Origin of the sequence: Ureibacillus galli (genome assembly GCF_014836845.1) — a bacterium.
Lineage (GTDB): Bacteria > Bacillota > Bacilli > Bacillales_A > Planococcaceae > Ureibacillus > Ureibacillus galli.
Window position 1 is genome coordinate 46,831 of the sequence record NZ_JACSQA010000013.1, and the last position, 15,227, is coordinate 62,057.

The window sequence follows — 15,227 nt, forward strand, 5'->3', positions numbered from 1 at the left end:
GAGAATTTGTTTATTATTAAAGAGGATTTCAGTACATTTATTAAGAAGTATCCCTTAACAGTATTAATTGTTGGAGTTTGTTGTCTTTTAACCATTCTTATTACAATGAAGGGGGGCTATACAAAAACAAATGTTGTTCTTTTAGGATCATACGATAGAAATTTAATAAATAACGGACAATTTTGGCGGCTTCTTACATATTCTGTAGGTCATATGAGTTATTCCCACTTTCTACTTAATATAGTTTTCATTATACTATTATCACGGCCACTTGAACGAGTTTTAGGTAAATTGAAATTCATATTATGTTATCTATTTACCAGTATCTTAGCGGTAATTATCATACATTTTTTCTCGAATATTGATTATGTAGCAGGATCTTCCGGATTCGGTTATGGGTTATTAGGTATCTACATTTATTTATTTCTAAAGTTTAGAAATAAATTTTATAAAAGTGATAGAAATTTTATTTTTATGTTTGTTGCTTTTGGTTTTACTATAACCTTATTAATTCCATCAGTAAGTTTCTCGGGTCATCTAGGGGGATTTATTGGAGGAATTATTTTCGCTGCTTTAGTGTTTAAAAAGGAACATCAAGTTTTATTCGTTACTTAATTAATGGAAAACCGTAACGGCTAGGGAACCATAAAAAATTATTAACACCTTTAAAATTATAACTGGGGTATAATTTTTCTAACCACTTTAGTAAATGTATTATTAATTATGAATCCAGGATTTAAAAACCTGGATTTTCTTATTGAAAGGATTGGAACGAACGCTCTTTATTCAGTGTGAAATGAAAACGAATTGTTCCGTTAGAAGAGTGGTACTAACGGAAATACAGTTATTAAAAGTAATACAACGAGGCCAGTTAGTAGAATTATCATGTACATCGCTAAAAATGCCCAATCTCTAAAAGAAGTATTATATAAAGTTCAAGCAGAAATTTGAATTGATAAAGATATCACCGAGTATGGAATGGATTGAACTAATAATAGGTACAATAACATTTCCTTAAAAAAGGGTAGATAATGTGATAAAGTCTCTTTATAAATGTATAATAAAAAGCTATTCTTTAGACAACTAAAGATGGTTGTCTATTAAAAGTAATGCCCACTGTTTTTATCATGGTATTAATATAAAAAATGCTTATGTTTAGATGATACAAATTCAAATGAAGGAATGATTTGTATGGAAATTTGAATACCTGCAATATCACGTTATACATAAGATAATTGAACATCTTCTGATAACTACTTTTATGTACCCCATTGTACCCCAGTTTAAAAAGTTCGGTACCCCAATTTACCCACCATAGATAAAGTCTATTATCTATCCTAAAATAAAGTTAAAATATGGTAAGATACTGACAATAGGCGTTTTTACCGCTATCCTTGATGATAAAATACACCAAAATACAAGAGTTTCTTAAGAATTTCTTCAGAATTATACTTACTGCTTTTTAAGAAACGATGGCTAATATAAAACTATAAGAAAAAGATGAGGTGAGAGCAGTGGAGAAATTAACCGTGCTCGTTACAGATGATGATAAAGACATTCGAGATGGAATTGAAATTTATTTAAGAAATGAAGGCTACAATGTTTTAAAAGCGGCGGATGGAGTCGAAGCATTAAATCTATTAGAAGAACAAGAAGTACATTTAATTATCCTTGATATTATGATGCCGAATATGGATGGGATATCTGCTACATTTAAAATTCGAGCCGAGCGAAACATACCGATTATTATGCTAAGTGCAAAAGCTGAAGATACCGATAAGATTCATGGGTTATCAGTAGGGGCAGATGATTACATTACAAAACCATTCCATCCAATGGAGCTCCTCGCCCGAGTAAAATCTCAATTAAGACGGTATGTTCAACTAGGAACGTACAATGCCCAATCTACAAAATACGAATCAAACGGATTAGCCCTTGATGTAGATGCAAAAGAAGTCCGATTAGATGGAGAGCTTGTTAAACTGACACCAATCGAATATAAAATAACGGAACTTTTATTGAAAAATGCTGGACGAGTATTTTCGATTCGAGAAATTTATGAACTTGTTTGGAATGAAGAAGCTTATAATGCTGAAAATGTCGTGGCAGTACACATTCGAAAAATTCGAGAGAAAATTGAAGCAGATCCAAAAAATCCAAGGTTTTTAAAGGTTGTGTGGGGAATTGGATATAAAATTGAAAAACAAAATTGAAAAGAGCGTGACGACAATTAGTTTCATCGCAAGTATTATTGGCATGTTTATTATCGGAATGAAGACTTTCCAGTTCATTAATGAACATATCGATGAGACGATTCAGTTTTTTGAAAGATTATTTTAGAGGAGGATTCATTGATGAAAAATAAAAGGAAATTACTCCTCACTCTTTTTCTTATTACATGGGCAGTATTTTCTGTAGTGCAATTTGTAAAGCAAGCCCCCAATTATTTAGTAAAATCTTATTTTCAATCGGATACCTTCCAATCTACAAAGGAAAATTTTATTGACCAATTAGGTAACTACGTTTTAATGCCCTTTGATGCTGATAAGGCAAAGGAAACGATAAAAGTCACTCAAGGAGAAATCGAAGAGTATCGGTATCTTTATGGCACTTTAACGGAACAAGTTGAAAGTATTCAATCTCAATATAGAGGCCGCATCATGGAGGCAGAGGAAAGTAATGATGCGACATTAAAAGAGCTACTAGTAGAAGAGCGGGATAAAAAAATTGACGATATAAAAAAGAACTTTGAAAGCGATGATTATGTTAAAGAAAAAATCCGAAAACAAAAAGAACAGCTAATCGATGAATATGCAACAGAGCAAGAAGAAGGTAAAAAAGCATTTTTAAACGAATTTAGCTATTTTTCTTATCATTTTGTAAATGTGGATACTGGGGAAACCTTTGATTCAAAAACATCGCAAAAATCAAATCTATTTACTGAAAACTATGGGGAAAAAGATCCTTTAATAGTCAATAACTCAGTTCATTTAAATTCCTACGATGATAACCCTTATTCAGAAGTACAAAATACTATACCAGAATTTCAAATCGATGGAGCATCAGGAAGATTTGAAGGGTCCATTAGCGTACCGAAATCTATGCTTAGTAATTCAATTTTTGGTACCGAGTATCAATATTTTACGATAGCGAAAACAACTTATATCATCATATGGCTTACAGGTATTTTAGCGATTGTCGGACTGTTTACTTTTGCTAGACCAAAAATGAGTATGTTCAGAGAATCATCCCACATAAAAGAGGCTTTTTTACGCCTTCCAATTGATGTTCGGATCATTTTAATCCTAGTTGTTAGTTTTATGTCCTTTGGATTAATCGAGTATATTGGCAATTCAGTAATCAATCATATACTTTACTTTAACCCAATAAATTTAATTACATTTAGTTTTGAACAACTCGTTTTTCTTTTCGTAACGTTCATAAGTATAGCTGCAATATTGTTTGGAACAATATGGACTTGGGATTCGATTAAGAATGAGCCTAAAATAGAAAATCAATTACAAAATGCGATGTTATATCGACTTGCAGATGGGCTAAAAGATTTATTTTTAAATCGTTCTATCGGTGTACAATCCGTTGCCGTCTTAATCATTGTCTTTCTTGCGGGAATTGGTTTCGTAGGAGCAATGTATAGCGGGGAGCTATTGATAATTTATATTCTTTTAGTATTCTTTATTGGACTACCAGCTTCTATCCTCTTACTTCGCAGAATTGGGTACCTTAATCGAATTATGCAGCAGACAGAGGATATGGCAAGAGGCCGTCTAACAAATGATATTAAGGTAAAAGGGAAGTCACCATTAGCCAAACATGCAGCAAATTTAAATGCATTGCGTGAAGGTGTAAAAAAATCAATGTCAGAACAGGCGAAAAGCGAACGGTTAAAAACAGAGCTTATTACCAATGTTAGCCATGATTTACGAACACCGTTAACGTCGATTATCACCTATACGGATTTATTAAAGAACCCGGATCTAACAGATGAACAGCGAAAACAATATATCGATGTTTTGGATAAAAAATCCGCTCGCCTTAAAACGTTAATAGAAGATCTATTCGAAGTGTCAAAAATGGCTAGTGGCAATATTGAAATAACAAAACAAAAATTAGATTTAACCCAATTGGTTCAACAAGCCATTGGAGAACATGAAGAAGCATTTTCCCTTTCAAATTTGGAATTGCGTATTATGATGCCAGATAGTCCGCTTTATGCCTATGTAGATGGTCAAAAAATGTGGCGTGTGATTGATAATTTAATTGTCAACACATTGAAATACTCGTTAGAAGGAACAAGAGTATATGTTACCTTAAAACAACTGGGCTCCAATATTGAATTTTCAGTTAAAAATGTTTCAAAGTATGAATTAAATGAAAACGTACAAGAATTAACAGAACGTTTTAAACGAGCAGATGCTTCCCGACATACAGATGGATCTGGATTAGGATTAGCAATTGCTCAATCGATTGTTGATTTACACAATGGCCGCCTAGCAGTTGAGGTGGATGGAGATTTATTTAAAGTAACAGTAACCATTTTAGGTATTAGCTAATTTAAAAATAGAGGACGTCCCAAAATTTTATTTTCGGGCGTCCTTTTTACTACTTGAATATGACCATTTCCCTTCAACATGGTATACTTTGGGTATTACAAATAATGGAGGAATAAGAATGGGGAAAATCGTTGGTATATCGATTGTCTTCATCATTTATAGTGCACTTACAACCTATTTAGGGTTAAATTTTAAAAAGTGGCTCGAAGCAATTCATCTTTTTCGTTGGCCAGTTGTTTTTTGGCTAATTTTCTTGCTTATTGCGTTTAGTTTTCTCATTGGAAGATTCCATGAAAGTTTAAGACCATTATCGGTAATCGGCAACTATTGGATGTTCTTTTTTGAGTATGGACTCATATTATGTATCATCGCGAATCTCCTAGTAACGTTTACACCGTTAAAAAATATTGCCATTGTTGGTTCTGTTGTCATTGGACTTTTAGTCATTTTGTTTGCTTGGGGTAGCTATAACGCATACTCTCCTGTAGTGCGCAATTTAGAAATCTCTGTTAACAAAAGCGGCGAACCAATTAGATTAGTTGTAGCTTCTGACTTTCATTTAGGCATCCTTTCGAACAAAAACCACCTTCAAAAATTCGTGGACCTTTCAAATGAAGCAAACCCGGATGTCGTTTTATTAGTCGGTGATTTAGTAGATGATGATCCGATTTGGTTTTTAGAAGAGGGAATGGATAAGGTGATGTTACAACTTAAAGCAACATATGGTGTATATGGAGTGCTTGGAAATCACGAATATTACGGTGGGAAAATCCCTCAATTTGTAGAAGAAATGAAAAATGCCAATGTTCAAATTTTAATGGATGAAACTATTTTAGTTGGAAATCGTTTGTATTTAACAGGTCAGGAAGATGTAACAAATAAAAACCGATTGGCGATTGCCGAGCTTAAACCTGAAAGAGAACAGTTACCATGGATTGTGATGAATCATACCCCTCACGATTTACATATTCCTCAAAAGGCTGGGGTAGACCTTCATCTATCAGGACATACCCATCTTGGACAACTATGGCCGAACAATTTTATAACCGATAAACTATTTGAACTTGATTATGGTCATATGAAAAAAGGGGATATGCATGCTTTAGTATCTTCTGGATTTGGCTTTTGGGGTCCACCTACAAGAATCGGTAGCCGTTCGGAGCTATGGGTAGTAGACATCACATTTTCAGGCAAATAAACCGAGCTATTTTTAATAGCATTGATGGATATTCTGCCGAAAATTAAGTAAAAGAAAAAAATGAGGAGACTATTATTTTTATGGAATTATTTGAACTTATTAAAGCGGTCATCCTTGGTTTTGTTGAAGGGATGACAGAATTTGCTCCTGTATCTTCAACGGGACATATGATTATCGTAGATGATTTATGGTTAAAGACAAAAGAGTTTTTAGAACCAGGTTCTGCTAACACATTTAAAATTGTCATTCAACTTGGTTCGATATTGGCAGTAGTAGTTGTAATGTGGAAGCGTATGTTAAGTTTAGTAGGATTATATAAAATTGAAGGACAAACGGCTTCTCGTAAATTTAATTTAGAACATGTCATCGTAGGGATTATTCCTGCTGGTGTGTTTGGTGTATTGTTCGAAGATTATATTGACGAGAACTTATTTTTCACATCAACGGTTATTATTGGGCTAATTGTTGGGGCGATTTGGATGATTATTGCTGATAAATTTGGTCCAAAACGTCCTAAAATTACATCGTTAGACGATCTATCTTATGGTAAAGCATTTAAAATTGGGTTAATCCAATGTTTATCTTTATGGCCAGGATTCTCTCGTTCAGGAGCTACGATTTCAGGTGGAGTTATGTTAGGACTTGACCATAAGACGGCTTCGGACTTCACGTTCATTATGGCGGTACCGATTATGGCGGGAGCTAGTGGTTTATCCCTTGTGAAAAACTGGAGCGAAATTAATCCTTCTGACTTTGGATTTTATGCCCTTGGATTTATTAGTGCCTTTATATTCGCATTAATTTCTATTAAATTCTTCTTAAAGTTAATTTCACGTATTAAATTAGTACCGTTTGCCATTTATCGATTAGTTTTAGCGGCTATTTTAATTGTCGTATTATATTTATAAAATAAAACGCCTCAAAGAGGCGTTTTTTTATTCGGTACTTTCACTTTCACCTTCGCGATTTTTCACTTTTTTCTTCTTTTGTTTAGAGAACAGCCGTTTTATACTCGCAAAAAAATATATGATAAACGGATAGATAAAGATTGTAACGAATGATATTTTACCAAACAAGTCATTCATTGTTTTAATTTGTGATCGTGATTCAATGAATAAAGTTCCAATATAAATAAGTATTGAGAAAGAGTAAACAAATTTCCTTTCGCTTATTTTGAATATTCGCATGAAAGCACGATAGGCTGACCAAATATATAAACAAAGGTTTGGTAAAATGATAATCATCCAGTAACAAATCGTTAAAAGTTCAATTCTTTCGAAGAAGGGAAGACGGATAATACTAAACATCGATAATGTTGCCCAAAGGTACTTCTCAAGCTGTTCTCCACTAAAATAAGTTAAAGTCACTAACATAACGAATAAATAAATAGCTAATGTGGAAAGTAATCCTAAATGTACATATTTTTTTTCCTTATCTTTCTCCTTTACGAAGGGATAAAGTGCATTGAACACTTTAAAACCTACGATTGTAAACGACATGGAATAAGCACCCTTTAATATACTGATCAAATCATTATCGAAAACCGGGAAAAGATGACTAATATTAGCGTATTCTAGTGGATACAATAGGACAACTAGAATCCATAGAGGTAAAATATAACTGAAGAAACAAACTCCAATAATTACCCGTAGTCCTCCGGAAAAAGTATAGATAACAAGAAGTAATATCGTAATGGTGATAAAGGATTGACTTAAATCCGGGAATACCCATACATTAATGACCTCGGTGTAAGTTCTAATAATGACAAAAAAGGCTAATCCACAATAAATAACTAATATTAGATTCATAAAATTTCCGAAATACTTACCATATACATCAATATGGATTCCGAAAATGTCGTTGGATTCATACATTTCTAATGTTTTAAACATTACATAGACTACAAGATGGGCAGCAAGAAAACTGACGATAATGGAGATCCATGCATCTTGTTTCGCTTCTTTATAGATTACACTTTGAAATCCATAGATTCCGACGCCGATTTGAACTGCAGTCGTTGTAAATAAGAGAAGATAAGCGTTAAATTGTTGACTTGGGTCGACTTGTAATTGTTTTTTCACTAATACCCCTTTCTCTTCCCTGTAAGGAATGCAAGGCTCTCTCTAGATTTAGTATTTTCAAATAATAATATTGGTTTTAAAACTTCTTTTCTAACTTTGTAATGATCTTGTTTAATACGCAATTTAAAATGGAATTATAAATTCATAATTACCGTAATTTCTAAATTTATTCTTACAATGTGTGATTTTGAAAGTTGCGAAAAGAAACGAAGAAATGGGAATGGGAAAAGGAGAATGGATTTTCTTATAATGTAATTAAAAATAATAATTTGGACAGTTATTCATATAAAAAATGCTTGTGCCATTTAAGTAAAGGACACAAGCATTTTATTTTTACGTTTATGATTGCTTCATTTTTAGAATAGATAAAGGGGGATACTTAATCGTTAAACAGATTAAAAATTCCACCGATTCCGCCTTCACCAGCATTATTACCGCCTCCGCCTTTTGTAACAGGAGCAGCAGCAAATACACGGCTTGCTAAACGGCTAAATGGCAATGATTGAATCCAGACTGTACCAGGACCGCGTAAAGAAGCAAGGAAGATGCCTTCACCGCCGAATAAAGCGGTTTTAACACCACTTACAGGTTGAATATCATAATCAACAGAGGAAGTCATCGCCACTAAACATCCGGTATCGACGAGTAATTTTTGCCCAGCTTGTAACTCAATCTTTTCAATGGCTCCACCTGCATGGATGAATGCTAATCCATCACCTTCAAGTTTTTGCATAATGAACCCTTCTCCACCAAAGAAACCAACGCCAATTTTACGTTGGAATTCAACTCCAACAGAAACGCCTTTTGCAGCAGCTAAAAAGGAATCTTTTTGACAAATAATTTTACCGTTATATTGACTTAAATCCATTGGAATGATTTTTCCTGGATATGGAGCAGCGAAGTAAACATGCTTTTTCCCTTCTCCAACATTAGTAAATGTCGTCATAAATAAACTTTCACCTGTTATTAAACGTTTTCCAGCTCCCATTAATTTCCCCATAATACCGCCGCTATTTTTAGAGCCATCACCGAAAACCGTTTCCATTTTAATTGCTTCGTCCATCATCATTAAACTGCCTGCTTCGGCAATGGCTGTTTCGTTAGGATCTAGCTCAACTTCAACAAACTGCATATCATCCCCGTGCAATTTGTAGTCAATTTCATGGTTGTTCATTATTCATATCCTCCTAAGTTTAATAATACATATATACCATTTAAGGTTACGTTTTACCTCTCGGAAAGGTTTCATTCAAAAATTCATAAAATCTAAATCACAAGAATAGAGGAATTAGGATGGAAAAAGTCGAATAAAAGACAATATAAGCGGAAATTCGAGCGAAAATAGGAGGGTGTTATGGAAATTAGAAACTTTATCGATGGTAAATGGATGATAGATGATGGTTTATCGACAGTACCCGTTGTAAACCCAGCTAATGGTGAACAGCTTGCAAATGTGCCCCTTTCAACAAAAGCTCAAGTTGATGAGGCCGTCGCTGCAGCTAAAAAAGCACAAAAAGCTTGGGCATTAGTTCCTGCCCCTAAACGAGCAGATTTTTTATATGAAATTGGTTTTAAATTAAAAGAGAAGAAGGAATATTTAGCCCAAATTTTGACGAAGGAAATGGGTAAAGTAATTGAAGAAGCCCGTGGAGAAGTACAAGAAGGAATTGATATGGCCTTTTATATGGCAGGGGAAGGAAGACGTCTATTTGGGGAGACGACTCCGTCTGAGCTAGCAGATAAATTTGCGATGAGTGTTAGGGCGCCGATTGGTGTAGTGGGGCTTATTACGCCTTGGAATTTCCCGATTGCGATTGCAACTTGGAAGGCGTTTCCGGCAATCGTTTCAGGGAATACAGTAGTATGGAAGCCTGCAACTGAAACGCCTCTAATGGCCTATGAAATGGCGAAAATATTTGAAGAAGTAGGTTTACCAGAAGGTGTTGCCAATGTTGTGTTTGGTGCTGGCTCGACAGTTGGGACAGCAATGATTGAACATCCAGATGTCAAAGTGATTTCCTTTACAGGTTCTACGGAAACGGGGAGTAAAGTTGCCGAACTGGGAGGGAAACATTTAAAAAAGGTATCTCTTGAAATGGGTGGTAAAAACGCCGTTATTGTGATGGATGATGCCAATTTACAGTTAGCGGTGGAAGCGATTATTTGGAGTGCATTTGGTACAGCTGGTCAACGCTGTACGGCATGTAGTCGCGTGATTGTCCACAAAGACGTCAAAACTGAATTGGAGTCTATGCTTGTTAAATCCATTGGTCAGTTAACAATTGGGGATGGCCTTGATCCAACAGTAAAAGTGGGTCCTGTTATTAATCAAGGTGCTCTCGAAAAAATTAATCGTTACGTGGAAATTGGTAAAAAGGAAGGGGCGAATCTCCTAGTTGGAGGTAGAGCGTTAACAGCACCACCATTTGATAAAGGGTATTATTTTGAACCAACTATTTTTACAGATGTGCAAAATGATATGGTGATCGCCCAAGAAGAAATTTTCGGACCAGTCGTAAGTATAATTGAAGTTTCTAGTCTAGAAGAAGCGATTGAAGTAAACAACAGTGTGAAATTTGGCTTGTCGAGTTCTATATTCTCACAAGATATTAATAAAATATTTAAAGCACAAAGAGATTTAGATACAGGAATTGTTTACGTAAATGCAGGAACAACTGGTGCAGAAATTCATCTTCCTTTTGGGGGGACAAAAGGAACTGGAAATGGTCACCGGGATTCCGGTCAAGCAGCTTTAGATGTGTATACAGAATGGAAAAGTATTTACGTTGACTATAGTGGGAAACTTCAACGAGCGCAAATTGATACTGAAAACTAAAGCAGAAAAAGGGGATGGGTTTAATGAAAGTTGTAGTTTTAGGCGCTGGCTTAATGGGGAAAGAAGTAGCGAGGGATTTAAACTCTATCGAAAATGTAGAAAAAATATATTTAGCCGATATCGATACGGATGCAGCTCAACAATTCGTTGACTCTCTTTCAACGTCGAAAATCGAAGTAGTATCTTTAAATGCGAAAAATGAAGATGAGTTACGCACCGTCATGGCAAAAGGAGACGTTTCTGTTAACGCATTATTCTATGAATTTAATGAAAGAGTTGCAAAAACGGCCATTGAAGTTGGTGTCCACTCTGTCGATTTAGGGGGACACATCGGGGAAGTAACGGAGCATATTTTGACATTACATGAAGAGGCGAAGGCGAAAAATGTCACATTAATCCCTGATTTAGGTGTAGCTCCTGGGATGATCAATATATTAGCGGGATATGGTGCTTCTAAATTAGATACGATTGAATCGATAAAGCTATATGTAGGTGGTATTCCGACTAATCCTGAACCGCCACTAAATTATACACAAGTGTTTTCTTTAGAAGGGGTTATTGACCATTATACAGAACCAGCAAAAGTAATTAAGGAAGGGAAATTAACAGAGGTAAAATCTCTTTCAGGAATTGAGCCAATTTATTTTGATCAATTTGGCGTTCTGGAAGCCTTTTATACTTCTGGTGGTACGTCCACGTTAACGAATACTTTCCCTCATGTCAAAAACCTTGAATATAAAACAATTCGTTATAAAGGGCATGCAGAAAAGTTTCAATTACTTGCTGATTTAGGGTTTTTAGATAAAGGCAATAAAGTAGAAATCGACGGTAAAGAAGTTGCTGTCCGGGATGTTGTTCGCGAAGCTTTAAAGAAGAAGCTTGCCCTTGGAGATAAAGAAGATGCTGTTTTATTACGAGTTATTGTATCAGGTGAAAAATCCGGTGAACAATTAACTTATGAATATGAATTAACGATTAAGAGGGACGAAAAAACGACGATGACTGCGATGGCCCGTGCAACAGCATGTACGATTGCAGCAGTTGCCGTAATGGTGGGCAGCGGTGTGATTACTGAACGTGGTGTTTACCCGCCTGAATCGATTGTTCCGGGTGACGAATATATTGAAAAGATGGCTAAACGTGGCGTCATAATTAAAGAAACTTCCCATCGCTCAACAATTGTAAAATGGTAGTTAAACGTCAAATTATATAATTTAAAGTGTGGAGAAATCAAACTTTCTCCACACTTTTTTATTTGGAAAAAATTATTTAAAAAGTTGTAACGAAACGAACAAATAAAAGTCTAATGGGTTAAATAAACTCATAAGGGGAGGAAACAGATGAAAAAACGATTATATATTAGTGGAATCCTTTTGATGGCCATCGCTTTTATTGCCATCGTAAGTGTATGGATACTAGGGAAAAAAGTTGAGGTCAGCGCTTCTTCAACTGTTTTTATAAATCAACCATACCATGTCCATTTTTCCCATAAAATGCATGCCAATAGTATTCAAGAAGAATTCATTTATATTACAAATGCAGCTGGGGAGAAGGTAAAGGGCGATATTACTTTGGAACAAAATAAACAGTCCATTTCAATTGAAAATTTACAGCCGGGTCAATACGTCCTTCATATTGAAGAAGAGGCATTTAAAGAAAAACCTTTCAATACAAAGAAACAAGAAGTGGAATTTAACGTTATAGAGAAACTTGAAAAAATTACATCCATTCAAGAGTTAGAAGACTTTTTCCAAAACGCCATTAATACAGATGTGAAAAACCATTCGATGTTTGAAACAACAGTAGAGGAAAGTTCTGACATGAAATCTTCGAGTGAAATGTCAGGGGCAACGAGTGACGGGAGTACTGATTCCTTCTCTACGACAAACAATCAAATAGAGAACATTGAAGAAGGCGATATCGTCGTAACGGATGGAAAGTATATTTATTCTACTGTTGATAATCAAATAATTATAACAGATGGGACAAATCCAAAATCTTTAAAAATAGCTAGTAAAATCCCATTAGATGGAAACAGTTATCCATCTCAACTAATGATTCATCAAAATATGTTAATCGTCGTTATGGATGATTATGTAGAGACAAAAAAAGATGGAAATGTTAGTGGGAATAGTATGACTAAAGTAGCTTTTTATAGTATGAAAAATCCATCTAAACCTAAGTTAATAAGAGAATTTGCACAGGATGGATCAATAAACGGGGTTCGGAAATATAATAATATCCTGTATATTGTGTCTAATAAGGCGCCAGAATATTGGTTATTATCAGAGGGTAAAGAAGTTGAATTGCGACCATACGTTTATGACAGTGCCCAAGATAAAGAAGTAAAACCGGTGGAAATGGAACAATTGACGATTTTGCCAGGATCCAATGAACCAAATTATACGATTATTTCATCTATAGATTTGGACAATTTTGAGGAGAAAAAAATCGAAACAAAAGGTTTTTTAGGCGGTAGTTCATCGTTATACATGTCGGAAAATGCCCTTTATTTAACAGCGGTTAATTATTTACCTAGAACTTTAGAAAAAGAAACGAAATCAGAAGTTTCAACGGATATAGCTATTTTACCTGCTGGACCATCCGATACGGATATTTTTAAATTTAAGATTGATGGAATGAAAGTGGAGTTTTTAGCATCAACTTCCATTAAGGGAAGTCTTTTAAATCAATTTTCAATGGATGAATTTAACGGTTACTTCCGGGTAGCAATTACAGAAGGAGATGCTTGGGGCGGTGCGAATGAATCTACTAAAAATCATCTGTTTATTTACAATGACAAACTTGAAAAAGTAGGGGAAGTAACAGACTTAGCAAAAGGGGAACGAATATACTCTGCCCGATTTATGGGGGATAAAGCCTATATTGTGACCTTTAAACAAGTAGATCCACTTTTTGTTATTGATTTACAAAATCCGAAACAACCAAAAGTGTTAGGAGAATTGAAAATCCCTGGATACAGTAATTATCTTCATCCGTTAGATGATCATCATTTAATCGGGATAGGATACGATACAGAATCAAAGGTAGATAGTGTTTCTAAACAGCCTATTATAACAACAAAGGGGATTAAAATATCCTTATTTGATATTACAGACTACTCCAATCCAAAGGAACAAGACTCCGTTGTAATTGGTGGACGTGGTACCCATTCGGAAATGGAATATAACCATAAGGCGTTATTTAGAAATGAAGAATATAACTACTTTGGCTTCCCTGTGACGGTTTATGAAGGGAAAGGGGAATACGAAGTCGAATATAAAGGTACAGGGGCTGTTATATATGAAATTACGGCCGATAATGGTATCGAACTAAAAGGAAATTTAATCACTCCGGCGAAACAAGGGGAAGAGTATGAAAACTGGGATGCCTTAATTACGCGTATGCTATACATTGGAGACGCTTTATATACAGTTTCAAGGGATGAAGTGAAAAGTTATCATTTACAAAATTTCGATGCCCTGAGTAGTGTGAAACTAAAATAACAACAAAAAAATTTCTAGTTTAGGGAAATGGTACAATTCAGAGCATAAACTGAATTGTACTTTTTTCCATGTACACCTAAGATTGACCATTTAATTAAAGAAGGGGTACTGTTACAGGGAGGTGTCATTCCCTTTGTAAGAATGTCATGCCCCTATTGTTTATAAAATGGACAAAATTACCACAATTAAAATAAAAATAAATAATGTTTGTATTGAGATAATCCTTACTGTTCGATAATATGAGCATGGAGAAAAAGGAGATTGACTCAAGAATATGAACAATGAACAAAATTTTGAATTGGCACTAAACTGTTTTTTATTAGCTGGCCAAATTATGATGGAAAGCGGCGCGGAAACTTACCGAGTAGAAGATACAATGCTTCGAATGGCTCGCTCCCAAAATATTGAGGATGCTCAAAGTTATGTAACTCCAACAGGAATCATATTATCCTTAGGAAAAAAACAAGTTACGAAAATTACGTCCATAGCTGCAAGAATTACGGACTTGCACAAAATTGCGAAGGTCAATAATGTCTCGCGGAAGCTTGCTAGCCAAACGATTACTTTGGAAGAGGCTTATGATGAGTTAAAAAAAATACAAAAGACGAATTACTTTTTACCAGTGCATCTACAAATATTAGCTGCTTCTGTTGCCAGTAGTTGCTTTTTAGTTTTATCAAATGGTTACTGGTCAGATATGCCTGCTGCTTTCGTGGCTGGAGGGGTAGGATTTTTCGTCGTGACTATTATACAAGAGATGACAAAGGTAAAGTTTTTCTCGGAATTTTTAGCTGCATTAGTTGTCGGACTAATTGCCTCTTTAGCGGTACAGTTTGGGTTAGGTAAAGAAATGGACAAAATTATTGTTGGTGGTGTCATGCCCCTTGTTCCAGGTTTAATCATCACGAATGCTGTACGTGATTTAATGGCAGGGCATTTTACAGCCGGCATTGCTAAAGGGGCAGAAGCCTTTTTAACAGCCTTTGCAATTGGAGCAGGTATTGCACTTATTGTGGCTTCTTAAGGAGAATGAAT

The 15,227-nt window shown here is 35.0% G+C and carries 12 protein-coding genes; 10 read left to right on the forward strand and 2 right to left on the reverse strand.

The annotated features are described in order from the left end of the window. The first annotated feature begins 6 nt into the window (after positions 1–6). The 6 genes from H9636_RS10070 to H9636_RS10095 all read left to right on the forward strand — a co-directional run bounded on the left by H9636_RS10070 (position 7) and on the right by H9636_RS10095 (position 6,677). On the forward strand, positions 7–615 hold the full coding sequence (locus tag H9636_RS10070) for a rhomboid family intramembrane serine protease (protein ID WP_191707480.1): 609 nt from the start codon (positions 7–9) through the stop codon (positions 613–615). 899 nt (positions 616–1,514) lie between these two features. After that, complete coding sequence (locus H9636_RS10075) at positions 1,515–2,213, forward strand: response regulator transcription factor (protein WP_191707481.1); 699 nt, start codon at positions 1,515–1,517, stop codon at positions 2,211–2,213. Then, positions 2,197–2,340: a hypothetical protein gene (locus tag H9636_RS10080; protein ID WP_191707482.1), complete on the forward strand. Its 144-nt coding sequence runs from the start codon at positions 2,197–2,199 to the stop codon at positions 2,338–2,340. The genes H9636_RS10075 and H9636_RS10080 overlap by 17 nt, the downstream gene beginning before the upstream one ends. A 14-nt stretch (positions 2,341–2,354) precedes the next feature. Beyond that, complete coding sequence (locus H9636_RS10085) at positions 2,355–4,571, forward strand: sensor histidine kinase (protein ID WP_191707483.1); 2,217 nt, start codon at positions 2,355–2,357, stop codon at positions 4,569–4,571. 118 nt (positions 4,572–4,689) lie between these two features. Further along, positions 4,690–5,769 carry a metallophosphoesterase gene (locus H9636_RS10090; RefSeq protein WP_191707484.1) on the forward strand — a complete coding sequence of 360 codons (1,080 nt, stop codon included), beginning with the start codon at positions 4,690–4,692 and terminating at the stop codon, positions 5,767–5,769. A gap of 80 nt (positions 5,770–5,849) precedes the next feature. Next, complete coding sequence (locus H9636_RS10095) at positions 5,850–6,677, forward strand: undecaprenyl-diphosphate phosphatase (protein ID WP_191707485.1); 828 nt, start codon at positions 5,850–5,852, stop codon at positions 6,675–6,677. A gap of 27 nt (positions 6,678–6,704) precedes the next feature. On the opposite strand, the gene H9636_RS10100 is transcribed toward H9636_RS10095, so the two are convergent. Both H9636_RS10100 and H9636_RS10105 read right to left on the reverse strand, forming a co-directional pair. Continuing rightward, positions 6,705–7,850: a GerAB/ArcD/ProY family transporter gene (locus tag H9636_RS10100; protein ID WP_191707486.1), complete on the reverse strand. Its 1,146-nt coding sequence runs from the start codon at positions 7,848–7,850 to the stop codon at positions 6,705–6,707. A gap of 379 nt (positions 7,851–8,229) precedes the next feature. Next, positions 8,230–9,024, reverse strand: coding sequence for a TIGR00266 family protein (locus H9636_RS10105; protein ID WP_191707487.1), 795 nt, complete (start codon positions 9,022–9,024; stop codon positions 8,230–8,232). A 180-nt stretch (positions 9,025–9,204) separates the two neighbouring features. Between H9636_RS10105 and H9636_RS10110 the strand changes: the two genes are divergently transcribed. From H9636_RS10110 to H9636_RS10125, 4 genes are all read left to right on the forward strand, one after another. Beyond that, the gene (locus H9636_RS10110; RefSeq protein WP_191707488.1) at positions 9,205–10,686 is read left to right on the forward strand and encodes an aldehyde dehydrogenase family protein; all 1,482 of its coding nucleotides are present in this window, start codon (positions 9,205–9,207) and stop codon (positions 10,684–10,686) included. Positions 10,687–10,709: 23 nt separating this feature from the next. After that, the gene (locus H9636_RS10115) at positions 10,710–11,879 is read left to right on the forward strand and encodes a saccharopine dehydrogenase family protein (protein WP_191707489.1); all 1,170 of its coding nucleotides are present in this window, start codon (positions 10,710–10,712) and stop codon (positions 11,877–11,879) included. Between the two features lie 147 nt (positions 11,880–12,026). Further along, positions 12,027–14,192: a beta-propeller domain-containing protein gene (locus tag H9636_RS10120; RefSeq protein ID WP_191707490.1), complete on the forward strand. Its 2,166-nt coding sequence runs from the start codon at positions 12,027–12,029 to the stop codon at positions 14,190–14,192. 274 nt (positions 14,193–14,466) lie between these two features. Next, the gene (locus H9636_RS10125; protein ID WP_191707491.1) at positions 14,467–15,216 is read left to right on the forward strand and encodes a threonine/serine exporter family protein; all 750 of its coding nucleotides are present in this window, start codon (positions 14,467–14,469) and stop codon (positions 15,214–15,216) included. Positions 15,217–15,227 lie beyond the last annotated feature (11 nt).